General features: G+C 34.8%; 16 protein-coding genes. 9 read left to right on the top strand and 7 right to left on the bottom strand.

The annotated features are described in order from the left end of the window. Nucleotides 1-7: 7 nt before the first annotated feature. The 4 genes from K5X82_04020 (at nucleotide 8) to K5X82_04005 (ending at nucleotide 5,290) form a co-directional block, all read left to right on the top strand. Nucleotides 8-778 carry a DUF1295 domain-containing protein gene (locus tag K5X82_04020; protein ID QZT38071.1) on the top strand — a complete coding sequence of 257 codons (771 nt, stop codon included), beginning with the start codon at nucleotides 8-10 and terminating at the stop codon, nucleotides 776-778. A 63-nt stretch (nucleotides 779-841) separates the two neighbouring features. Then, nucleotides 842-1,438 carry a glycerol-3-phosphate 1-O-acyltransferase PlsY gene (gene plsY / locus K5X82_04015; GenBank protein ID QZT38070.1) on the top strand — a complete coding sequence of 199 codons (597 nt, stop codon included), beginning with the start codon at nucleotides 842-844 and terminating at the stop codon, nucleotides 1,436-1,438. 242 nt (nucleotides 1,439-1,680) lie between these two features. Continuing rightward, nucleotides 1,681-4,518: a DUF6250 domain-containing protein gene (locus tag K5X82_04010; protein QZT38069.1), complete on the top strand. Its 2,838-nt coding sequence runs from the start codon at nucleotides 1,681-1,683 to the stop codon at nucleotides 4,516-4,518. 478 nt (nucleotides 4,519-4,996) lie between these two features. Continuing rightward, nucleotides 4,997-5,290, top strand: a complete 294-nt coding sequence (locus K5X82_04005) for a hypothetical protein (GenBank protein QZT38068.1) — start codon at nucleotides 4,997-4,999, stop codon at nucleotides 5,288-5,290. 849 nt (nucleotides 5,291-6,139) lie between these two features. On the opposite strand, the gene K5X82_04000 is transcribed toward K5X82_04005, so the two are convergent. Next, the gene (locus tag K5X82_04000) at nucleotides 6,140-8,383 is read right to left on the bottom strand and encodes a GH92 family glycosyl hydrolase (GenBank protein QZT38067.1); all 2,244 of its coding nucleotides are present in this window, start codon (nucleotides 8,381-8,383) and stop codon (nucleotides 6,140-6,142) included. Nucleotides 8,384-8,390: 7 nt separating this feature from the next. Next, the gene (locus tag K5X82_03995) at nucleotides 8,391-10,805 is read right to left on the bottom strand and encodes a glycoside hydrolase family 3 C-terminal domain-containing protein (GenBank protein QZT38066.1); all 2,415 of its coding nucleotides are present in this window, start codon (nucleotides 10,803-10,805) and stop codon (nucleotides 8,391-8,393) included. 259 nt (nucleotides 10,806-11,064) lie between these two features. Between K5X82_03995 and K5X82_03990 the strand changes: the two genes are divergently transcribed. Next, the gene (locus K5X82_03990) at nucleotides 11,065-13,470 is read left to right on the top strand and encodes a glycoside hydrolase family 95 protein (protein QZT38065.1); all 2,406 of its coding nucleotides are present in this window, start codon (nucleotides 11,065-11,067) and stop codon (nucleotides 13,468-13,470) included. A 60-nt stretch (nucleotides 13,471-13,530) separates the two neighbouring features. On the opposite strand, the gene K5X82_03985 is transcribed toward K5X82_03990, so the two are convergent. Beyond that, a complete protein-coding gene (locus tag K5X82_03985; protein QZT38064.1) occupies nucleotides 13,531-14,601 on the bottom strand; it encodes a glycoside hydrolase family protein in 1,071 nt (356 codons plus the stop codon). 183 nt (nucleotides 14,602-14,784) lie between these two features. Between K5X82_03985 and K5X82_03980 the strand changes: the two genes are divergently transcribed. Together K5X82_03980 and K5X82_03975 are read left to right on the top strand one after the other, a co-directional pair. Beyond that, on the top strand, nucleotides 14,785-15,951 hold the full coding sequence (locus K5X82_03980; protein QZT38063.1) for a helix-turn-helix domain-containing protein: 1,167 nt from the start codon (nucleotides 14,785-14,787) through the stop codon (nucleotides 15,949-15,951). Nucleotides 15,952-16,073: 122 nt separating this feature from the next. Then, on the top strand, nucleotides 16,074-17,513 hold the full coding sequence (locus K5X82_03975; GenBank protein ID QZT38062.1) for an FAD-dependent oxidoreductase: 1,440 nt from the start codon (nucleotides 16,074-16,076) through the stop codon (nucleotides 17,511-17,513). 86 nt (nucleotides 17,514-17,599) lie between these two features. On the opposite strand, the gene K5X82_03970 is transcribed toward K5X82_03975, so the two are convergent. Both K5X82_03970 and K5X82_03965 read right to left on the bottom strand, forming a co-directional pair. Then, on the bottom strand, nucleotides 17,600-18,802 hold the full coding sequence (locus K5X82_03970) for a hypothetical protein (protein ID QZT38061.1): 1,203 nt from the start codon (nucleotides 18,800-18,802) through the stop codon (nucleotides 17,600-17,602). Nucleotides 18,803-18,812: 10 nt separating this feature from the next. Continuing rightward, the gene (locus tag K5X82_03965; GenBank protein QZT38060.1) at nucleotides 18,813-21,179 is read right to left on the bottom strand and encodes a TonB-dependent receptor plug domain-containing protein; all 2,367 of its coding nucleotides are present in this window, start codon (nucleotides 21,177-21,179) and stop codon (nucleotides 18,813-18,815) included. Nucleotides 21,180-21,345: 166 nt separating this feature from the next. Here K5X82_03965 and K5X82_03960 point away from each other — a divergent pair, with 166 nt between their 5' ends. Then, entirely contained in the window at nucleotides 21,346-22,125 is a 780-nt protein-coding gene (locus K5X82_03960; GenBank protein ID QZT38059.1) for a hypothetical protein, read from the top strand. 50 nt (nucleotides 22,126-22,175) lie between these two features. Here K5X82_03960 and K5X82_03955 read toward each other — a convergent pair whose 3' ends face one another. Continuing rightward, on the bottom strand, nucleotides 22,176-23,603 hold the full coding sequence (locus K5X82_03955) for an IS66 family transposase (protein QZT38058.1): 1,428 nt from the start codon (nucleotides 23,601-23,603) through the stop codon (nucleotides 22,176-22,178). Nucleotides 23,604-23,771: 168 nt separating this feature from the next. On the opposite strand from K5X82_03955, the gene K5X82_03950 reads away from it, so the two are divergent. Beyond that, nucleotides 23,772-24,023: an AraC family transcriptional regulator gene (locus K5X82_03950; protein ID QZT38057.1), complete on the top strand. Its 252-nt coding sequence runs from the start codon at nucleotides 23,772-23,774 to the stop codon at nucleotides 24,021-24,023. Nucleotides 24,024-24,121: 98 nt separating this feature from the next. Here K5X82_03950 and K5X82_03945 read toward each other — a convergent pair whose 3' ends face one another. Then, complete coding sequence (locus K5X82_03945) at nucleotides 24,122-24,697, bottom strand: hypothetical protein (protein ID QZT38056.1); 576 nt, start codon at nucleotides 24,695-24,697, stop codon at nucleotides 24,122-24,124. Nucleotide 24,698 lies beyond the last annotated feature (1 nt).

Here is a 24,698-nt window from a genome sequence, read left to right as displayed (position 1 = left end):
TAAAGCTATGAACTTTGGATTGCAAATTTTTATTGAGCTCTGCATCGGTGCAATTATTTTTTGGTTGTTAAGTATTAAATTATCTCGTGTAGATTTTGTTGATGTGCTATGGGGAAGTGCTTTTGTCTATGTAGGGGTACGATGTTATGTGCATTTTATGCCAAGTGGTTTTGCACAATGGGTTTATTTAGGAATGATTGCAATATGGGGTAGTCGACTGTCTGTATATTTGCTCTCACGAATGAAGCCAGAAGAAGACAAACGTTATCAATCTTTTCGTGAAAAGTATGGTCCTCATCGATACTGGTGGGTTAGTCTCTTTCAAACATTTTTACTACAAGCAATCTTAGTTTTTCTTGTATCCAGGACTTTTATCGTGTTCTTCTCTTCCAGTATTCCAGTTTCTAGCTTATCTTCATGGTTAATGGTTTTAGGTTTTATTGTTTGGTTAACAGGATTTATTTATGAGTCCGTAGCAGACTATCAATTATTTCAGTTTAAGAAGAACTCCCAAGGAATTTGTAATAAAGGTTTATGGGGATATTCAAGGCACCCTAACTATTTTGGTGAATTTATGTTGTGGTGGGGATTTGGTTTGTTCGCTTTCAGTAGTATGCATATAACTGCTTTTGTCGGACCAATAATTATGACATTATTACTTTTGAAAGTTTCGGGAGTGCCAATGTTAGAAAAGCATATGAAACAAAAAAAAGGGTATGAAGAGTATTACCGTAGTGTGCCTTCATTATTTCCTTGTTTTAAATGTAAGAAAAAATAGATAACATCAATTTGACATCTCCCATTTGAATATCATGTTGTTATAATTACTAAATCTTGACCTATGGAAAATACTTGGATTGTTTATGTTGTAGCTTATATTATGGGTTCTATTCCTTGCGGTTATTGGTTTACTATGTATGTTTATCGTATTGATATTCGTCAGAAAGGGAGTGGAAATATAGGTTCGACAAATGTGGGGCGTTTTACCTCCAAAAGATTTGCGCTATTCATACAGGTCTGTGACATGCTTAAAGGCTTACTTCCTGTTGGCCTTGCAATGTACTTTTATGGATATGAGTCAGTGGTGGTTTATCGAGTTGCTCTATTAACTGTGTTGGGGCATTGCTTCTCTATTTTCACGAAGTTTAAAGGTGGTAAGGGGGTTAACACTGCTATTGGTTCCTTATTCTTGATAGAACCAATATCTGTTATTATTGGGATTATAGTTTATTATATGACCAAACATTTTACTCACTATGTTTCGATGAGTTCTATTACAATGAGTGTAAGTTGGGTCTTATCTAGTTTGATATATCACATAGATGAGAAGCAAGTATTATTGTCGTCAATATTGTGTTTGGTTGTTGTTCTTCGTCACCGAAATAATATAATACGTTTGATGAAAGGGGAAGAACCAAAAACAGTGGAACCATACTAGCCTCGTTCAATAAAAATTCAGATTAGTGTATTTATCGTACAAAATTTGTGGTTTTAGACTTTTTTATCAAATTTACTACGCCATATTTAGTATCATTGTTATATCGTTTGCATAAGACTATGTCATTTAATAATCGCGAATGAAGTGTCCTAATGGTAATCCTTCTATTTGATTTATTTTTGATCTGGATTGTGTATAGTGATAATTGACAGAACCACATAAAACATACTATAAATACAACTATGAATATCTATACTTCATTGAAAAGATCTTTTTTGTGTGTGGCGATTCTAATAAGTTTGGCTGCTCCAAAAGAATGCTTGGCACAACAAGATGATCTAAATAAAGTACATCAAAAAGTGCTTGATGATGCCATCGAATTTCCACAAAAAAAGGTAGATTTTGATCAAACGATCAAGCTATTAAAGAAAGATGGTGAAATTAAAGGATATGAAAGTGATGCAATGTCCATGAGAGATGTGATTCTACCATTAGTTCAGCATTGGTATCATACTCCCAAAGATGTAGATAAGAAGGATCAAAAACGTATTACTAAAGCTATTGGTTATTGGTCAGATCATCATGTGATCTCATCAAATTGGACGAAGAGAGCTTTTGAAGAACCTCGAATGAGTTCTGTCGTAGGTATGCTTTTGGAAAAGATAGATCCGAGTACTCAGCAAGAAAATATTTCTAAGATGGCAATGATTGCTGAAGGTGCATTTGGTAGTCGAATTAATGTTGATACATTTCAAGGAGCAAATATTGGGTACCGTTTAGATGGAATGTTTGGATATGTTGCAATGAGTAAAAACCATCATGCACTGGATCTGATGCATAAAAATATTTCGTTTTCTACAGATGCTCATAATGAGGGTATTGGATTGCAATCGGACTACTCATGGTGGCAGCATAATGGAGGTACAGGACAAGATTATTGGATTGGATACGGAACAAGTTGGCTTGATGATATCTTAAAATATGGTGCAAGAACCAAGGGGACTAAATGGGCACTATCTACACATGCATTAAATCAGATTCAAGATGCAATATTGAATGGACTTTCGTATCACTATTATCGAAATTCATCTGACTTTCATGTTCTGGGTAGACATACCACTAAGAAAGGTAGTGATAATCAACCTCGACATCTGGCTCAGATGATTAAACGACTTCAGGATGTTGGTGGTAAGCAATTAGCACGATATGACGAGTTGGCGGTTTTGGTAAAACAATTAGAAGTTAATTCGTATCCATTTTTGGCAAAATATTTCTTTAATAGTGATATGATGGTCTACCGAGAGAATCGCTATTTCACCTCTTTAAAGATGCGATCAAGACGTTCTAGTGGTCCTGAGAGCGGAAATGGGAATGGAAAAAAGAATTACCATTTTGGTGATGGTACTTTTTTTATTCTAAAAGATGGAAACGAATATAATGATGTAAAAGTCGGATTGAATTTTCAACACCTTCCAGGTACTACCGCTGAAAATCGTTCACAAAAAGATATTCCATTAGTCAACTGGGGGAGTAACAATAAGAGTTTAAATGTATTTGCTGGTGGTCTTGTCGATGGTTATCAGGCTATCGCTGCTTTCCAGCAAGAGAGAGAAAATGATTTTTCAAATATTACTGCAAACAAAGGGTACTTTTACGAGAAAGATCAGATCTTATTTGCTGGAAATAGTATTCATAAGAAGCAAAAATCGGACTGTAAGGTGTTGACAAATATCAATCAATCAAGATGGAAAAGTGATATTGAATTTTATGTCAATGGAAAGAAAGGAAAAATAGAGAAGGGGGATTATACATACAAAGAGTTTGAGATTACTCAAGATAGTTGGTTTCTTCAAGATGGTGTTGGATATTTAATCACACCAGAAAAGGGTAGCAAAGTCTCAGTGATTTTAGATGCATGTCAAAGAACTGGAGATTGGAGTGATCTAGATCAAGTGTACAAGAAGGGAGATGTGGAAAAAGTAGATGTGTTCTCTCTTTCAATCGATAATACACATACTGACCACTATAACTATATTATCTTTCCTACGATAGTCGCTTTGGATATGATGGCACAGGTAACCGAAACATCTTTACAACTTGTTGCTAATAATGAAACTGTTCAAGCAGTATATAGTAGTCATCGTAATCAATCACAATTAGTTTTTTATAAAGCTGGTACTGTTCATTTGCCTTCTGGATTAGAATTGTCTGTAGATAAACCAGTAATCATGACATGTAAAGAAACTGAATATGGAGTTGACATTGTTGCGTCAGATCCTCTTCAGAATCAAAGTCAGCTATTTGTTACGGTAAATAGAAAAATGGCTCATTCTTTATTTGCATTGCAAGTGGAAGAAAAAGATTTATACAGATTAGAAGTACCATTGAATATGGGAGATTGGGCCGGAAAACAGACATCTCGCTTTTACCCATACGAGAAACAGTTGGCTCCTGCAGTACCTAAATTGGTATATTCAGACATGTTGAGAGACAAAAAGAATTGGGTTGTTGAGCAATATAAAGGTGTTTCAGTTACGGTTGAGAACGGAGAGATGGAGATTGTTGACCAAAAAGGTTGCACTGTTTGGTTTAAGAATAAGTTAGAAGGGGATGTTGCGATTGAATATGATGCAACCGTAATCTCTAATGGAGGTAAATATGATCGAGTGAGCGATTTGAATTGCTTCTGGATGGCTCAAGATCCTAGACAGACTACTGATTTCTTTCATACTAAGCCTAAAAGAGTTGGTAAATTCTATGATTATAATGAGATGAAACTTTATTATGTTGGGTTTGGAGGACATAACAATACTAAGAGTCGATTTAGAAAATATACAGGAAACTTTGATCGTCCAATGCCTTTAGAGTATGATTATCGTACTGAGGGATATCAGATTGTTCCTAATAAAAAGAGTACAATACGTATTGAGGTTCGAGGATGTTGGGTAAGATATAAGAAAGATGGTGCATTAGTCTTTGAGATGTATGATCCATCACCTTTGAAGAAGGGGTTCTTTGGTTTTCGTACGGTGAATAACCATATGAAGATTACCCGATTTGAAGTATTTTCTTTGATGTAAATTGTGTTTATATTTATGAAAGGGAGCTTGGTTTTACCAACTCCCTTTTTTTGGTGTGCCATGCATGTAAATTAACTAATCGGTGCAAGTCCGTAGTGGAGGTTTGTAGAGCCAACCACCTAGCAGAAGGCAAGGGTGCTTATCGTGAGGTATAACCTGAAGGAAGCCGTATGCAAAACTCTGATCCGAGGTATACGAATCTCATTAGGCGGTATATAACTGGATAAGCTTGCCAAACAAAGTGAAGTCCGAATTCTACACGGAGTTTATACCGTAGATGTGGCGGATAGATGGAGTGAAAGTTAATTTCCTTACCATGGGAGGTCTCACAGATGGATACAGTGTATTTTTTTTCCTGTCCATTCACAAAAAGTTAACTGTGAGAAGTCAGCCGAGGTCATAGTACTGTATCCACTTTACAGGAAGGACTGAATCTTAAATTGTTCATAATACAGACTGTTACCTAATGAAGGGATCAATGCAGAAAATATCGGAAGATAGCTACTTGAGTGAAGGTAGAGCGGAACTCGATAATAACTCAAGAGCGCACACTTTCAATGGGATAACTGAAGCCATTATGAAAACGACCATTACAACAGATAATTTATTAGAACGAGTCCTAGAATCAGATAACCTAAATAAGGCTTATTTACAGGTTTATCGAAATAAAGGGAGTCATGGAGTTGATGAGATGCAGGTGGAATCCTTAAAAGATTATCTCAGATTTCATCGAAAAGTTTTAATAACAGAACTACGAAAAGGTAAGTGTTAACCCGATGGCGAATTATCATTATTTCATGCGGCATATTTGATCGGAGTTTTGAAGAGCAAAGCGTATGAATATGCTAATACGAGGAAAAAGTATTGGCGCATTTCATTTCAAAGAGTCCAATTCTACAAACGACTATAACGAATAAGAATTTGGAGAAGGCAGGCTATATTACGCTAAGTGATTATTATCAGAAAGTAAAGTCGTGATTTAGGGAGTCGCCGTATACGAGACCCGTACGTACGGTGGTGTGGGAGGTGTACTGGAAGATTAAATATCTTCCAGCCATCTACCCGATTGCCATAAATGATAGTGTTTGTTTGAAGCAAAGTGCCTGTAAGATTCAAGACTAAAGTAGATGCATAAAATATGGTTAACTCAGATTAGATAAGTTTACAGCTGAGTATAGTGTGCAATGTTCTTCTTACAATGAACAGCTCGTTTTAAAATGCAAGAAACTACTAAGTTCTGGTTTAATTTTTATAGAGCTCCACTCGGTGTTTTTATTCAATTCTTAATATCGTTGGTTTTATTGTTGCTGAGATAATATTTGGATGACAATAATATTTATTGACATGGTCTTGTTTTATGAAATGTTTTGTTTTTCTATAAAAAAAGTCTTTTTAGCGATTTTTGTATAAAATAGATGAATTCTATAGAAAAAACAGGTATCATGATTTGTAAAATACAACAAGAATGTCGTTTATTTGTCAGATAGTAAATTTATCGTATTGTAGAGGTAGCACATGATATATAGCTAAGAAGTAATATTTAAGGTTTGGGGGAATCTTTTTTTATGTTGCTACCTCTACTCATCATTAGGTTAAACTTATCATGTGGACAATACCCTAATTAAGACTTCTTATTCGGTCCCATGAATAATTCTATTTTGCCTCCTTTAACTAATTCTTTGTGTTTGAAACATCTTTCTTGCAGAAGTTTTCCATTAAGTAAAACTTTCTGAATATACTTATTTCGTTTTGAATTATGATGTACAACGATTGTGAAATATTTGCCTCCTGTTCTAATCTTTGCATCATCAAAAAGTGGTCGTCCTAGAAGATAAATCGGTTTCCCAGGACAAAATTGATAGAATCCAAGTGAGTTGAGAACAAACCAAGCAGACATCTGTCCACAGTCTTCATTCCCTACAATTCCATTGGGAGTAGCGTTGTAAAATCTACTCATGATACTATCTAGCATCTCCTGTGTTTTATAAGGACTATTGGTCCAATTATATAGATAGGCAATGTGATGACTTGGTTCATTACCATGAGCATATTGACCAATAAGTCCCGTGATATCACCAGAAGCTTTTTCTCCAATGATTTCTGAGCTAGTATGAAACAAAGAGTCCAATTTAGATTCAAATATATCCTTCCCACCATATATTGCAACTAGTCCAATTGGATCATGTGGGGCTAGAAAACTCCATTGGTATGCATTTCCCTCTGTATAATCACTATTTTCATGAGAAGAGTATTTGGGATTAAATGGTGTTTTCCACTTACCATTACCTAGTTTTCCTCTCATAAAGCCAGTTTGTGGATCAAAATAATTCTTATAATAGTCTGCTTTAATTGCATATGACTTGGCGATATCCTGTTTGCCAACCTCTTCTGCAATTTTATATATACACCAATCATAGTATGCCATTTCAAGTCCATTGGATACAGATTTTGATATCGAATCAGATGGGATGATTCCTGTTCTTTCTTTAAAGTAAATATGTTTCGTCATGAGTCGGCTTGCTCTTGGTTCTTGAATTGAATCTAGTAGTTCCGGATGATAAGTGGATGCTAAAACGGTAGCATCTAATAGACGATTCTTATCCCCTTTATAGAGATTCTTTGTGAGGACATCCGCAAGTACTGAGACCGCAGGATAACCGACCATTGTTCCAGTATAATTTGAAGCTAGTGGCCACTTGGGTAGAATTCCACCCTCTGATGCTTTACGCATAAGGTTAGACGCAAATTCCGTACTCATATTTGGTTCAATAATAGTTAATAAAGGGTGAAGTGCTCTGAATGTATCCCATAAAGAGTACACGCTGTAATTAACCTGGTTTGGTGTTGCTCGTTTAGTCTTTCTACGCATATCTAGGAATCTCCCATCCACATCTTGGTATGTGTATGGTGCAATCATACAGTGGTAGAGAGAGGTGTAAAAGACTTTCTTTAAGGTGGTATCTTCTGTTCCGATGACAATGGAAGACAACTTTTCTTCCCATAATTTATCTGCATTTTCAGCAAATTGTTCAAAATCCCAAGAAGTTGCTTCCCTTTTCATATTAATTTTAGCGCCCTCTGTGTCCACTGGAGATATTGCAACTTTGATGATTAATGGTTTGTTTGTTTTTGGGAATTTAAGTTCTAGAGAGATATCCTTTCCGTATGCATCTTTCGTATTATTTTTTCCTTTCTTTTGATGAAATGTAGATTTATTAAATGGCTCACTGAATTCCATCCTAAATGCCACTTGATGTTTATATGCCCATCCTGTGGTTCTTTTTATACCTTCGATTGTTTTGTTATCTATAATTGAAAGCCTACTGTTCATGGGTGTATGACCCCAATTTTGTTGTAGTGTATGCTCTAAATTAATCAATATCTTACGTTGTGAAGGGTTTTTGTATTCATAACGATGTATGCCGACTCTAGGTGTTGCTGTTAGCTTCGCAAGGACCTCGTTGTTTTTTAGGTATACCTCGTAGAATCCAGGAGATGCCTTCTCTGATGATTTATCAAAAGCTCCATAAATTGAGTCATTCCATGCGACAGAGAAGGGGAGGATTGAAATATCTCCTAAATCCCCAATTCCCGTCCCACTCAAATGTGTATGACTAAAACCATAGATTATTGAATCTTGATAATGGTATCCAGAACTTGCCTCCCATCCGTCAAGATGTGTGTCTGGGCTCAATTGTACCATTCCAAATGGGGTTGTTGCTCCAGGAAATGTATGTCCATGTCCACCAGTGCCAATGAATGGATCTACATAGCTTGTGAGTGAATGACGTGCTGAAATCGATGTCTTTGTGTTACATGAGGTCCACAAATATGAAATCATGATGAGTAAAAGAAGATTTTTCATAGAGTGTCTATTTATTGTCAGAGATGGAGAATTGTCCTTCTAACCTTATGTCTTTAGAAGATGTTCCAATAGCTAATTTAAATGTGCCAGGCTCAACTACTTGTTTCATATTTCTATTTAGTAGTTCTAAGTCATCTAGTGTAATATTAAAGACGATTCTCTTTGATTGTCCTGCTTTAATGTGAATACGGTCAAAACCTCTTAATTGCCATGCATAGGTTGTAACGCTGCTATATTCGTCTTGAATGTAGAGCTGAGGAACTTCATCACCATCAATATTACTGATATTCGTGACTAGAAAACTGATTTGTAAATTCGGGTTTGGGGTATTTAGATTATTATTAATCTGAAGCTTATTATATTGGAAATTGGAGTATGATAGTCCATAACCAAATGGGTACAGAGATGTAACGACACGACTGTCTCCAGTGCCATTAGGGCCACTTTGTGCTTGTCCTAATTGTGAGCTTGGTTTGTAAGGAAAATTAAATGGAATCTGACCTACGGATCTCAACCAAGTTGTAGAAAGTCGCCCTGCGGGGTTGTATTGTCCAGTGATGACATCAGCAATAGCTTCCCCTCCAAATTCTCCAGGAAACCATGCACAAATAATGGCATCCATCTCCCTAGATGCATAATTGATTGATAATGGGCGTCCATTAATAAGCACCATAATGATCGGTTTTCCACATTTCTTTAGTGCCATCAGGAGTCTTTTCTGACTTGCTGGAAGATCTAGATTTGTTCTTGTTAGATTTTCTCCGACCATCGTTTCATCTTCTCCCATAAAAGCAATGATGATATCAGATTTTTGTGCTTTTGTGATGGCTTGTTTAATTAATTCTTCTTCACTATTTGTCATTGGTGTATTGTAGACTTCCGAGTCAGGCCATTTCTCTCCATAGAGCTCACTTCCTTTGGCATAGTCAACGGTGGCTTTATCTCTAAATGCAGACTTAATTCCTCTGTATCCAGTAATAACATCTATACCTAATGCACCATAGCGACTTATAGAGCTACTTTTACTCTGAGCTGTTGGGCCCACAACAAGGATATTCTTATACTTTGAAATATCAAGAGGAAGCAAATTATCTCTGTTCTTTAACAATACAAGTGATTCTTTACTTGCTTGTTTTGATAGATCGATATGCTTATCACTACGAACTATACGATTGACTTTTTTAGGATCTCTTAATGGAGAATCAAATAAACCTTCTTTGAATTTGACTCTTAGTATGTCTCTAATCCTATTGTCAATGATTGTAATTGGAATTTTTTTCTCATTGATTAGTTCTCTAAGAGGTAGAACAAAGTTCATAGGGTCATTAAATGTAGTTCTAATGTTTAATCCAGCCATGACAGATTGATAAACAGCATCTTTATATGATGTGGCGACACGATGTTTACTGTGAAGCCAAGCTACAGCATCACTATCAGAAACAACATAACCATCAAAACCATATTGATTTCGTAAAAGCTCCGTCAAGAAATAGTAACTGCCAGTAATCGGGACACCATCATAATCATTATAAGAACTCATAATGCCTCTAGCATGTCCTTTTTTAATTGCCTGTTTAAATGGATATAAATAGATATTGTGGAGTTCTCTAACTGTAATGTGTGGATCTAGTCGAACATGTCCATCTCTTGCTCCTTTAGGGGCTGAATAGACTGCAAAGTGTTTAAGTGTTGAGGACACTCCTTGAGATTGTATTCCTGTTACAATCTCAACTCCATATTGAGAAACTAAAAATGGATCTTCTCCGAAACTTTCAACGATTCTTCCCCAGCGTTGATCTCTTGCCACATCTAAAACTGGAGAATATATGTTGTGGTAACCAAGTGCAAATCCTTCTTGTCCGATACATTTTCCGATCTGATTCATCAAGGATTTATTCCAAGTGCATCCCATTCCTATTTGAGCAGGGAAAGAGGTCGATTTATAGTGGTTTAGTCCTCTAATTCCTTCATTAGTGAATTCTACAGGTATACCTAAACGCGTTTTCTCGATAAAAAATTTTTGGATCTCATTTAAAGCCCAAACATGCTTATTATATGGATATTTGTATTTTGCTTTTGGGTAAACCCCATTGGATGCTTCATCGATATTTCCTAGCCCATCCTTCCATAGTTTATTCATCCATTGCTTTGTCGGGAGTTCGTCCTTGGCAACTCTACCATAGCCGTATAGAGTAACCATTTGGCAAGTTTTTTCATCAATAGTCATTTGAGATAAAAGATTTTCAATTCGATCTTCTATCGTAGCAGTGGGATCTTCATAAATATCTTTTGTATTGTTCTTGTTAAAGTCTATCCACCTTTCATGATAGATGTTTTGTGCCCCTAATGAGTGGCATATTAAGGTGAAAAAGATAATTAGCCATAGTTTTGGCTTTGATCGATTGTGATTTGAGAGATTCATACGGGTGTAGTTATGTGTTTGTTGTTAGTTAAGATGGCTTCTTAACTGATTGAACATCTGTTAAGAAGTGTCTGAATAAAGGTAGCAATAAAATGACATAAAATACGGAAAGTGTGTCCTTCTATATATGTGTTGTAAACTTATCTTAAAGATAAAATGCTGGTCTGTACCGGTCTGCGGTTTTATTGTTAAATAATTGATTCAACCGATTTAATTTATTTACTTTGTTATTAGATTAACTAATAAAACAACAAATCATATGATGAAACAATCAATGTTATTTACAGTGTTGTGTTTTCTAATTCTGTCAAGCTGTAGCGGTGACTTTGAGCTTGATAAAGAATCCCCAACGTCAACGTTATGGTATGACAAGCCTGCGTCCGTTTTCGAAGAGAGTCTGTTGATCGGAAATGGTCAGATAGGTGCGACTATTTTTGGAGGAGTATCTAATGAGAAGATATATCTAAATGATGCAACTCTATGGAGTGGAGAACCTAGAAGTGGGTATGATACTATTACAGCTTTTAAGGAAATTCCGAAGATAAGAGAGATGTTAAGGAATGAAGACTATAATCAAGCAAATAAATTGAATCGGAGATTTCAAGGTCATTTTAGTGCTTCTTATGCTCCACTGGGAACATTGTATCTTGAATTTCCAAATCAAAATAGTTACCAAAACTATTATCGTGATCTTAATGTAGAGAATGCCATTTCAAGGGTCTACTATGAAGTCGATGGAGTAAAATTCCAAAGAGACTATTTTATATCATATCCAGATCAGATGATGGTAATACGAATTAAAACAAATGAAAAGGAAGCACTGAATTTTGATGTGCGTTTTGATAGTCAATTGCGATATTCAACTACATCTAGTTCTGATGATTTAATTGTTGATGGTTATGCTCCTTATTTTGCTGCCCCAGCATATCGGAAGAATGTGGTAGACCCGATTCGTTTTGACCCAGATAGGGGTATTCATTTTGCCACCATTCTTAATATGCATAAATGTGATGGTTCAATAAATGTAAAAGATACAACACTTTCAGTTCGAAATGCTACCACTGCAGAACTTCGTGTTTCTATAGCAACAAGTTTTAATGGATATGATAAAGACCCAGTCCTCGAAGGAAAACCTTATAAAGAGAATGCAATACAGAAATTAGAGGCTGCAAAAAGTAAAGGTTATCGTGAAATTAGAAAAAATCATATTGATGATTTTAGTTCTTATATGAATCGTGTTTCGTTGTCTTTAGGTGAAAATACCGTTCCAAATGAACCTATTGATGTTAGATTAAAAGCTTATGCAAAAGGTGCTGAAGATCCTAATCTTGAGAGTCTATATTTTCAATTTGGGCGTTACCTCATGATTTCTAGTTCAAGAACACCAGAGGTGCCAGCTAATTTGCAGGGAATATGGAATCATATGATAAGACCACCATGGAGTAGTAATTATACTTTAAATATCAATACACAAGAAAACTACTGGTTGGCAGAGAGTGGAAACTTATCAGAGTTTCATCAACCTTTGTTGTCTTTTATAAAAAATATTGCTTCGAGTGGTGAAGTAACTGCAAAGCGCTTTTACGGTATTAATGAGGGATGGACCTCTTGTCATAATTCTGATATTTGGGCGATATCAAATGCTGTTGGTGGTTTTGGTCAAGGAGATCCAAGATGGGCTTCTTGGAATATGAGTGGCCCGTGGTTAGCTACTCATTTATGGAACCACTTTGAGTATACACAGAACTTGGAATATTTAAGGAAGGATGCATATCCATTACTTAAAGGATCTGCCCTATTCTGTTTAAAATGGATGGTCAAGGATAAAAATGGAAATTGGATTACATCACCTTCTACCTCTCCAGAGAATGTTTTTGTTACTGATAAAGGATTTGTTGGTGCTACTCTGTATGGAGCTACAGCAGATTTAGCAATTATCCGAGAGTGCTTAATTCAAACTAGAGAAGCTGCTCGTACATTAGGTATTGATAAAGAATTTCAAGATTGTATCACCTCTGTTTTAGAGAATATGTACCCATATCAGATTGGACAAGATGGAAGTCTTCAAGAGTGGTATCATGATTGGAAGGACAAGAATCCACTTCACCGACACCAGTCACATTTATATGGCTTGTTTCCAGGGAATCATATAACAGTGGATGAATCTCCAGAAATAGCAAAAGCATGTGCAAAAGCATTGGAGATTAAAGGAGATGAGACAACAGGTTGGTCCAAAGGATGGAGGTTTAACTTGTGGGCACGTTTACATGATGGTGAGAGGGCTTATAAGATGTATCGAGAACTATTGAGATATACCGAACCTGGAAGTAAAAATAAAGGGGGAACTTACCCTAATCTACTTGATGCTCATCCACCTTTTCAGATTGATGGGAATTTTGGTGGTGCAGCTGGAGTGATTGAAATGCTAATGCAATCTAACAATGAACAAATCACACTACTCCCTTCATTGCCTAAAGCGTGGAGTTGTGGTACTGTAAAAGGGATATGTGCAAGAGGAGGTATTACTATTGACATGTCTTGGAAAGATGGGAAAGTTACATTGTTAAAAGGAACATCTAAGATAAATAGAGACGTTACTTTTGTATTCAATGGTGAAAACAAAACATTATCTTTAAGAAAAGGAGAAACGACATCAATACTTTAGTAGTTAAATGTCTGATAAGGGTAGGGAGCATATGCACTCTACCCTTTATTCTGTTTAATATTATTTGGTGCTAGGTTTTATTGGTATCGTTAAAATGTAGGACTGCTTTTCTGTTTTAACAGAGGTGAGTAGTGTGGTCGGGCTATTCTTTTCGACAAAAATAAATGGGCGTTCCATCCTTTGTGGCTGATCTGGAGCTCCTATTTTTGTAACCTCGTTCTTCTTGAGTACCACTTCATTTTGTGATTTTTTCCAGTTCTTCCCATCGGCAGACACAACCAACCCAAGGTAAGAATGAGCATGAAATATTCCGTAGAATAGTTTTCTATTATTATCATACCATAAGGACATGTCTTCTGTATCTTGGTTATCTATAACTGGCTTCTCTTGCATAATGAATGGTCCTTTAGGTGAATTCGAGATAGCAATTGCTTGATTTCGAATAAAACGTTTTTCATTGGGCTTGTCCCCTTTAACGATTAGATAGTATTTCCCATCTTCCCCTTTTGCAATAGCCGGATTTACAGTAAGTGTTGTAATTGGGCCACTTGGTTCTATAATAGGACTATTTAATCTTTTCCAAGGTCCTGTTATACTTGATGAAATTGCAACACCCGTTCTTTGGTTTTCACGTAAGAGTTTACGTAATTGACTTTCTTGTGGGCTCTTACCATTGGTGTCAAGTAACATTTTTCGAGTGTAATTCATATCCCCAGCATTTGTAGAGATATAGTATAAGTAATACTTACCATTGAAATACTTGATTTTAGGATTATGAGCTGTTATGGCATCCCAATGTCCCTTACCTCTACCCATAATTACTGTTTCTTCGTATTTCCATGGTCCACTAGGGGTTAATGATACTGCATGAGCAATCTCCGAGGCGGTTAGCCATCCATAGAAATTATCTTTCCATCGAGAGTAGAACAGATGATATTTATTATCCTCTCCTTTGATGATGGATCCACCCCAATTAAAATAGTCCCTTGTTTTGAATATATTATCATCCTTTATCTTGCCAATTCGATGATACAAATTAAGGTTGTCATTTGAACTGTTTTGTGATTTAGCTGTATGACCTAGTAAGACAAGGACATGTATCATACAAATGGTTAATAGTTGTTTCTTCATAATTAGTTGTATGTTCGTTTTACTAATTAAAGCAATATACTAAATATATAGGAATCAGAGAGGTTATAGTTTGTTTCGTATTTTATGCAGAATATTAAAAGGACCATACATTATGTGTTTCACTTCTATTTTTGATATCTTCGTAATTCAATCTTTTTTTCATTAAAAATCTTCCAGAATCGAATGGATCATAGTAGTTTGTTTTGGCTCTCATTGTTGTCTATTTCAACTTTAGGGTTTGTGTTTACCCTATTTTGTTTGTTGAAAATTTATCGTGAACAGAAAAGGTACTTACCTCTTATCTTACTCGTAGTTATTCTTTTTGTTGAAGTTGTAGTACAATGTCTAGTTAAGGTATTTCCTTCTGATATGGTTCATTTACTATATGTTACTGAGCCTTTTACAATGTTACAAGGAGCATTAATTTTTATATATACAAAAGGATATTCTCAACGATCAACTAAATTTGAAAAGGTGGATCTTATTTTCTTAATTCCTTTTGTTTTATCGATCCTATCTTATTTACCTTATTATGTTTTGTCATCTGATGAAAAGCTCCTTGATCTCGCGACATATGGTAGTTTTCAAGCTGATGTTGGAGATAGTTTATGGGAATGGAATTTTGAAATTGTGTTAAACTCTGCATATCTCTTCGCAGCATTACTTCAGATACAGAAATATAACTTTGAGTTAAAAGACTCTCTTTCGAATATTCAAAAAGTCGACCTTCATTTAACAAGATATGTTATATACAGCGGGCTTTTGGTATTTTGTATTGAATTTATTTTTGTATACCTGACCTTTTTAGGATTCCCTTATTCCAAAATGCTTTTCAAAATATTATCAATTTCTAGTTTCTTGGTGTTGATCGCAATATGTTATGATGCCATCATCTCTCATAAATATTCGAAACACATCATTCATGAATTAGATGTAAATTCTGATGTGGTGGTCGAATCGAGTGGTCAGGTCATAAAATATGCAAAGTCGACTTTAGATCAAGAAGCCTCGATTCTGTTAAAATGTAAATTAGAGCAATATATGGATAGCTCGAAGCCATATTTGATCCCACAGCTCCGAATAAAAGATCTTTCGGACTCTTTAAATGTGCCTTTGCATCACTTGTCTCAAGTTATAAATGAGTATTTCCATCAAAATTTTTACGAGTTTATTAATGACTATAGAGTATCGGATGCAAAGCGCCTATTAATGGACTCTAAATATTCTGATTATACGCTTTCTGCAATAGGATTTGAAGTTGGTTTTAATTCGAAATCAGCTTTTTATAATGCATTTAAAAAGAATGTAGGGGTCACACCAATGAAGTTTAAGGATCAGGGTTATAGTTGATATATAGTGTTCACTTGCAAGGCAGGACTCTCTTAATCACGAAAACTTATCCTTACTTATATGTTGAGACGAATACCTTCTTCGATTGTCATAGTTTTGTCACACAAATAAAAAAATGTGTTATGAATTATATGTATTCACTATTGCTGCTTTTGGTTTTAGGAGCTTCTCATCGAATTTGTCAAGCAAAAGATAATCTCAAATCATCTGATGATAAGATCTACGACGTTGTGGTCGTAGGTGGAGGATTTAGTGGTTTGTTTTCATCCTACTTCTTAGAGAAAAAAGATGTTTTAATATTAGAGAAGTCTGATAATGTAGGTGGTCGTTGTCTGACCGGAGAGTGGAATGGATTTCATTACCCTAAAGGGACTGAGTATATCGGTAAGCCTGAACGATATATGAGAAGAATTTTTAGAGACTTGGATGTTCATGCCAAAGTTATTCCAGCTCCTACAGATGGAGTGGCTTATGGTGGTAAGTTCTATTTTGGAAAAGAGCTTCTTGACTATATGACAAACGATGAGAGAAGAAAATATTTCGATCTCATGACAGAACTGAGGGAGCTTGATCATAAAGGAATAGAAAAAGCAGTATGGAGTGATATCCAGAAATTAAATAAAAATGATTATTTAGATAAATTGTCTGTTGAGGAGTGGATGATGAAGAAAGGATATCCACCTATTGTCCAGAAATTTGTTGATGTAGAGAATCGGGGATTGTTTGGTACAAATAATGCGAATTATTCCATGTTATTTAATATCCCTGAAATGACATTTGATCTTCCCGATAATGAGGCTTCTGATAAAAGTGAAGTTTACTCATTCGAGAATGGAATGTATAGCATCGTTGAATCTTTAGAAGAACGTTTGAAGAATAGACTAATAAAAGGAGCAGAGGTTGCCCATGTTAGCGTTGGAACTGATAATATTGTTAAGGTTTGCTATCAAAAAGAGGGTAAATCATATCAAGTAAGATCTAGATCTGTCGTAATGGCAACACCAGCACCAATAACAGCAAAGATATTAGGAAGTAGTATCTCGTTAATTGCAAGTGATATTCTCAAAAGCATTGATTATACCAGTTATATTACGGTAAGCTTTTTTACCAAAAAGCGTATGTTACATCGGACATGGTCTGTATCATGTCTTGATATGGATGAGATAGTTACTTTGTATGATGCGATTCGTCCTCAAGTATCAAATGACTATAGAGGAAAGTCTATTTTATCAGCTTATTTAGCTCCTAAGGATATTCGTGACTCTAACTTTGTTAGACGAAGTGATAAAGAGATATTAGAAAGGACATATCGATCTATGAATAAATATTTTAACTCTTTTCAGGATGAAGTAATTGGATATGATATTACAAGATTTGCATATGCCTTTCCTGTTTTTTCTCCTGGCTATTTGAAGAAATTGATCTGTTTGACTCGTGATCAATCGCTAAAAGGTCCAATTTTTCTTGCTGGTGATTATATGGTTTATGCGACTGTTGATGGTGCACTGATAAGTGCTGAAAATGCAGCAGATGACGTATTGTCTTTTTTAAGAAAGTATTAGATGTTAATATCATTATAGAGTTTGAGCGTTAGAATCCTTTCTGTTATTGAAGGTTTCTAACACTCATCTTTTTATGTCAAGCTCTATTATTGAATTCTGCTTATTGCTTCTGGATAACCTTCTGTATTGATGATAGGACTGTCGCTTACTTTTCCTATCTTAATATCATAAGAGTAAAATCCATTTCCGGTTTCTGTAGATAGCCCAAAGAGAACTTGATGATCTACAATATTTACTGACGCCCCATAGTTGTTGCTTCGAGGTAAGTCTAATTTCTCGATGGTCTTGTTTCGAAGGTTAATTTTATATGATACAACAGTTTTATCTTTTGTGTAACTAGGGGTCGGGCTATAATATTCATTTACATTTCCAGTAGCATACAATTCTCCATCTTTAAAATAGTCAATGTGAATTAAATATGATGGATTGTATTTGCCATTTTTTACAGGAGTACTTGTGATATCGAAAGTATAATTCTTATCGAATTCAGTTTCTCCCGATTTGATGCGGAGAAATCCGGACTTATGGCCTAAGCCTCCAAATCCTGAAATGCAGTTTATATATATGTCATTATTTTCGTCAATAAAAATAGACTTCTCATCAGCTTCTGGTTTTGTTGGCATAGAAAATTGTGCAGTTCTATTGGTAATTTTCTTAATGATCTTATCTGTTTTAGTATCCACAATTAAGACATCTGATTCGGCTCTTTCTTTTGTCGGTGTATAGCCTCCTACAAGTTGATTTAATCCTACAAAAAGGAGACCATCTCTAATAACCATAATCCCAGGGTCAGGATTCTGATCTCCCACACCGTATATAGATAAATCAATATCACCAATTTTTTTTAGAGTACTATGGTCTAAAATTAAAATTTTGCCTAAATAGTTCATTGAGATATAGATCTTATTGTCATGTTTGACAAGTGAAACAGCTCCAGATTTTGCTGGTAGAACAGTAGTCATATCTTCTATGAGTTGATTCCCGTCTAACTTGTGTCGTATGATTAAATCATTCTGCATGCTAAATCCCGGAATCTGATATATCTCTTTGCCTATTATTATAGGAGGAACTGAATATGATGTAGGTAGTGCTCTTTTATTGTTTATTGTTCTTGGTGTTATTTTATTAATTAATTGCATATATGCGCTACCTGAAGTGCCATCACTATTGGCTATTCTTGTGGACAAGAGAATATTCCCTTTGCTTGTCTCTGAGGTTGCTACGTCATTATCTTTACTACATGAATAAAGAGCCGTAATTGCGATTAATAGTAGTATAAAGTTTTTCATCTAGATTATTTTATTTAATTATAAATCTTATTTTAAAGGCATAATTTCTTAAAGGAAGAGGTTTGTTAAATTCTGAAACCACTCTTTGATTGGTTATATTGTTAATTTGTAACGTTAGATATATTTGTTGGAAGTTTAAACTATGTTCGATTCCTGCATTAAAGGTCAATGATTGAGGGATTTTTCTTTTTTGATATATACTTTGTTCAAAGTCATAAAGATATTCTTCAATAAAAGATGCATCACCAAATAGTCGAGTGTTATGACCTTTTCCTCCAAATATATTTTCATGGTGTAATTCTAATCCTGCATTCGCATAGAAAGAAGGTTTATTAGGCATTTTAGAATTATATGTTGGGTTTGCAATTATTGATTCTGCTAAAGTCTTACGTTTATCACGAAGTTCTTGATACGTTAGATTACCCCATAGGTATAGGAATTTAGTGATATCACTTTTTGCTTCAACTTCAATTCCTCTCGAATCAATAATGCCAAAATTTTCGTATTTACTCAAAAGTGCACTTCCTTTTAGTTTAATATAATCAGTTAGATGATTGTAGAATGCATTGAATTCAAGTTCAACCAACTTTCTACTCCCTTGCTGTTTGAGGAATAAACATCCTATATTCAATGAAAGATTTTTTTCTGGCATTAAGTTTCCAGATGCAGTTATTGTATATCCATTTCCTAATAATTCGTTACTTGTGGGAATTCGAACATCATAGACTGCCGATCCTTTGATAAGGAGTTCAGGGCTGAATCTCAGTCTAATTGCTTCGCTTATTCCATAGTCAGATTTGCTCATTTTAATTTTTTGAGACTGGCTCATTCCATATGCAACAATGGATTTAGTGTTGATATCGTAGTAGTGATATTTTAAGGTGGTTGAATTGGTGAAAAATTTATTGAGTGAATGAAACTCATGGTTTATCCCCAATGTAATACTATGCATCTTGCTGTCGAAAGATGTTTTGTAACCAATTGCTTTGTCTTTTATTGTGTCGTTAGGGCTTCCATTTACTAATTGGAAATGCCAATTAAAATTAATGCTTTGTGTTTTGCTGATAAGGTAATTAAAATTTAATCTTTGGATAAAAGTTTCATTTATATCGTGAGAATTATTTGGTGTCTTTCCTACCTCTCCGCCGTAATTACTTGCTGAAGGATAGATTTGTTTATCCCATCCATATGTAAATTTTGCAGTATCAACTAATTCAGCGATAGCATAGGTATAAGTATTATCAAAATCGAGGTCTAAACCATGAATGAGAAAATCTTTTTTTTCTAAGAGCCCATTCATAATGAATGCTTTGGAGTTTGTATGGGCTTCTAAAACAGGATATTCGATTCCTTGTATTTCTTTTGAACCTATGACGATGGCAGGTTCAATTTTCATCTTATCAAAATACCACCTTTTAGACGTTATACCTCCACCAATAACTAGTTTTTCGAATCGATCATGTTTTCGAGTTACATCAATAATCGTATTTGTAGAATTATTTTTCAATTCTTTTCTCGTTGGTATTTTCATGTCATAATTATTCTTGGCAACAGTGTAAAAACCACCGACTCCCATCTCTATACCATTTTTGTTTGTTTTTAAGGCAGTAGAATATTTGTGAACATTAAATGATTGTATCGTATAACTTGCATCCATATATCGTGGAGGATATTCTTTTAATACAATATTAACAGCACCTCCAATTGATGATCCTCCAAATTTAGCAGGGACAATACCTTTATATACTTCGATTCTATCAATCATATCAACAGGAATATCATTAATATTGACAAAATCTAGATTTGTATTCATTGGGTTACCGTCAATGAAGAAACCAACTCTTTTTCCTTCAAGGCCACGAATCGAAATTTTAGATGTACTACCAACTCCACCTGATGCTCGGATTTTTACTCCTGAAGTTTTGGTTAGAATGTCATTAATATCACTTACTGTTCCTTGAAGTTGATTCATCGAGATAACAGATACGGGAAGTGCCATCTCTCTCAGTAATCGAGCTTCAGATTTTCCTGTAACTGTTACGTCTTTAAGTCGTTCTTCTGTAGGCGTGAGTTCGATATTGTATTCTGAATTGATGTTTTTTTGATTTATGAAGAATGTTTCTTTTAGATATCCCAGACAGGAGATAATTAGTGTCGATTTATCTCCATATAATGTTAATTCAAACTTTCCATCTTTGTCTGTGGAGGTGCCTGTTTTTTGTTCTTTTACTAGTATTGAAGCTCCAATAATAGGTGTTTTTGTATTTTTATCTGAAATGATACCTTTTATTTTAAAGGTTAGATTCTGTGCATGCGAGTATGTCCCTACTAGCATAGATAGTAACACAATAAAGAACACTTTACTGATTTGTTTCATTTGATATAATTGTTCGGAGATGCAATTCCCCATTTATAGGGATAGCATAATGGTCCAATTTATGATAACTTTATTTTTATTTATTCTTGTTCTACATTGCAAAGTAATCGTGAAAGTTTTGCGTTTTATTTAATCTGAGGAACTAAAAATTATATGTGAGGGAATAATGAAGTATAAATTTGTATATGATGTTAACGAAGTGATGGAAATAGGAAATTGTCTAGTGCGAGAGTTAGACGTAAATTATAAAATGAAATATTTTCGTTTCCAAGATTCAAGTAAAATGGGTAGTCTTGGATGTACTATGAAAAAAACAGATCAGTGTGTGATTACACAATGGGATTGTTTATTTCATAATGATGTCACTATCTATGAAAATATAGCAACCCCAGTTTTTGCAATGCATTTTATGCTGAATGGAACACCTCTTTTTTCTAATTCAGGAGACAAAAGTATTGTAAAAGAGAATAGCCACAACATATGGTCACTTAATCCTCTTCAATCCAATTATACGAATTTTCGATCTAATGACTACTGTTCATCTTTCGGTGTTATATTAGAGGATTCATTTATAGATCATGTATTACAAGATGTACCTTCCTCTTTAAAATGCATTTATCATAAATACAAGGATGGTCAATCTGGGGCTTTTTTTAATCAAAATACTATAATTTCATCTGAAATACGAATGTTGATTGCACAGATAAAGCATGGCTTTCTAATGGGAGATTCAGAGGCTGACTATATTGAAGAAAAGGTAAAAATGTTACTAGATCTGCAAGTGATTCCTTTTGTAACAAACTCAGAATTTTGCCCATGTTGTCTAAAACAACATGATGTCGACAAACTGTATGAAGCTAGAGAGATTATACAACACCGTTTTGATGTTCCACCTTCTATTTCTATTCTATCAAAGGGTAACTACTCAGGTAGTATTATAGTTTAGCCTCTATTAGATTTTAAATAGAGCTTCAAGAAGATAACTTTCAAAATTATCTATTCCCAGCTTAAGTTAACATTATTGCATGATAGCCAATATGCGATCATGTTCAGAACACTCTTTCCTTGTTTCTTTAATGTGTCGGTTATAGATCGCAACATGGCATACCTCTGCGCCCCTTCTTCTGTGCGATATCCCTTAGACACATTCTGTTTTACCTTGATGTTACGCATTGCTCTTTCCGAAGCATTATTATCAAACGGTACTTCATAATGATTTAAGAAAGTAAACACACTATCGATTTTCTTTATTAATCGTTGTCGTAATGTTCTGATTTCATCGAGCTGATCGTCATTTATGTCGATATTCAGAAGTTCTAATAATTTGGTCTTAAATGATGCTTCCTTATCTAGTGGGAAATCTTTTTCTTCAGCTTCCCGTTTTAATTTCATGGCTTCTGAAAAGAGATCTAATATATCTTGTGCCCATCTATTATTGGTCTGTTGCTTTATGTAGATTAATTCGCGTTGTAAATGAGCTAGACATAGTTGATAATGTTTGGCAGGGGTCTTTAGTTGAGAAGCATAGCAGTCACTTACTAAAGTAGCATTAGTAAATCCATCTTTGAAATTTTCTTCCACAACTTTATACCCTCTAGATCTATGTGCTGTGATAAAAGTTAGTTCATAATTTTGCCAAACCCACATCCATCCTTTACTGCCATCTATTTTACAACCTGTTTCATCAGATCCAACTATATTGGCATCTTCAATAGATTGACGTAGAGATTCATATAGGGGAGTGAATACCTTTTCTGCATGTTTTAAAATATTGTCAATAGTTCCATCTCCTATTTTATAGGAAGTCAGCTCTTCTACTAGCGAACTAATCCGATTTAAAGGGATATAGTGCTCTATATGCAGACTAAGAATTAGCGAACGTATGTTGGGACCATATTGAACTGGTGCATTAACATTGGATGGCATAGCTCCTTTATGGATTTGTCCACAACTGCATCTATTCTCATAAAGACGATGCTCAATACATATAGGTTCAATAACAGGGGGGATATCAAAAACTTGACGCTTGCATAGCAACCTAGCATCCTCAGGATTCAGTCTATTTCCACAACTACACTTAGCTAAAGGATGATGAGATTCGATATCGGTCGGTGTGGCATCTTGAAATAAAGTCATGCCTTTATGACCAAGTTGACCTCCTGATTTTTTATTAGATTTCTTGCGAAGAGATTGGTTCTTCTTTACTGTTGATAAATCTCTAGATGGAGGAAAACTGCTATTACCACTATTTTTCTTGCTACGTGATAGTTGATCTTCAAGAGTCTTAATCTTAGCATGAAGCATCGCATTTTCTTCTGACAAAGCTCTTACCTCCGACATAACAATGTCTAATTTTGCCAGTAAAGATTGTACTTGCTCTTTTAATGCCTTGTTTTCTTTTTCTAAACGATCAACTTTATTCATGCCTGCAAAGATCTATTCTTATGGTCAAAATAGAAAAGATAACAACTAAAAGTAATCAACAAATACATTGTTATTTATCAACATTGTACACCAAATCAACGTATTTGAAGTTTTTGTCGGTTAAAACCTATCTGAAGAACCTGAGTAGTTACATCAAAGGAAGTCGGTTTGAATGAAAAGAAATTGAAGATCGGATTTAAAGAGTTGTTTGGAAATACAATATATGGTTACCTTTTTGATTATAGGATGAATCATGCTAAAGTGCTTTTAGAACAGACGTCACTTTCTGTTCATGAGATTGGAATTCAGTGTGGATATTCGTATCCTTCACACTTTACAACAGCCTTTAGACGTAAATGTCAGTGTACTCCTAAATCCTATAGAGAACGTGTTCTGAAAGTAGGTGTCAAGAATCGTTGAATTTCATGAAATATATGATAATTGTTTTTGATTATTAGTATAGCAGAGCCATTAATTCTAATTAATGGCTCTGCTATACTAATAATCCTGTGCTAAATTTAGGCCTGTGAGGTTGTCTCTAAAGATACAATCTCTTCAAATAAGCCTATTGATTCTTTGTGGTCGGAGGGCTTGTTAATAGGAGTGAAGAGGATCCTATCATTCTCTTTGGATAGTACACCAATAATAAAAGATTCTGAACCATCCTCAATTATAATCTCTTTTTTGATATTCTTGTGATAGAAAATATGATCAGGATTGTTTGTCTTTCCTCTATAAATCCGATAATCAAAGTGAGATATGCGAAATAAACTTTGTTCTGTATAATTTATTGATGCTATAATCAATTTATTCCCTTGTGGAATATGAGATGACTTAAATAATATCCATTCATTGTCTTCATGGTCATTCCCATTCATGTCTCCACTCATGTCATCTTCGCTAAGCTCTCCCCATTCAATATTATTTGTGTCGATTTTTAGTGTTGTAACCAGTTGATTATTTTCGTCTATTTGGTAGCATATTATATCAAGATCCACCGGAATACTATAGGTCGAGTTAAACCAACCTAATTCATGTATTGCTCCCCAGTTTATCCCAATATAAAACTGTTCGTCTTGAATTTCTATTTGCATC

The organism is Prolixibacteraceae bacterium, from assembly GCA_019856515.1.
Lineage (GTDB): Bacteria > Bacteroidota > Bacteroidia > Bacteroidales > Prolixibacteraceae > Halosquirtibacter > Halosquirtibacter xylanolyticus.
The sequence above is the reverse complement of the archived record's forward strand: the minus strand, read 5'-3'. Positions and strand labels throughout refer to the sequence as shown.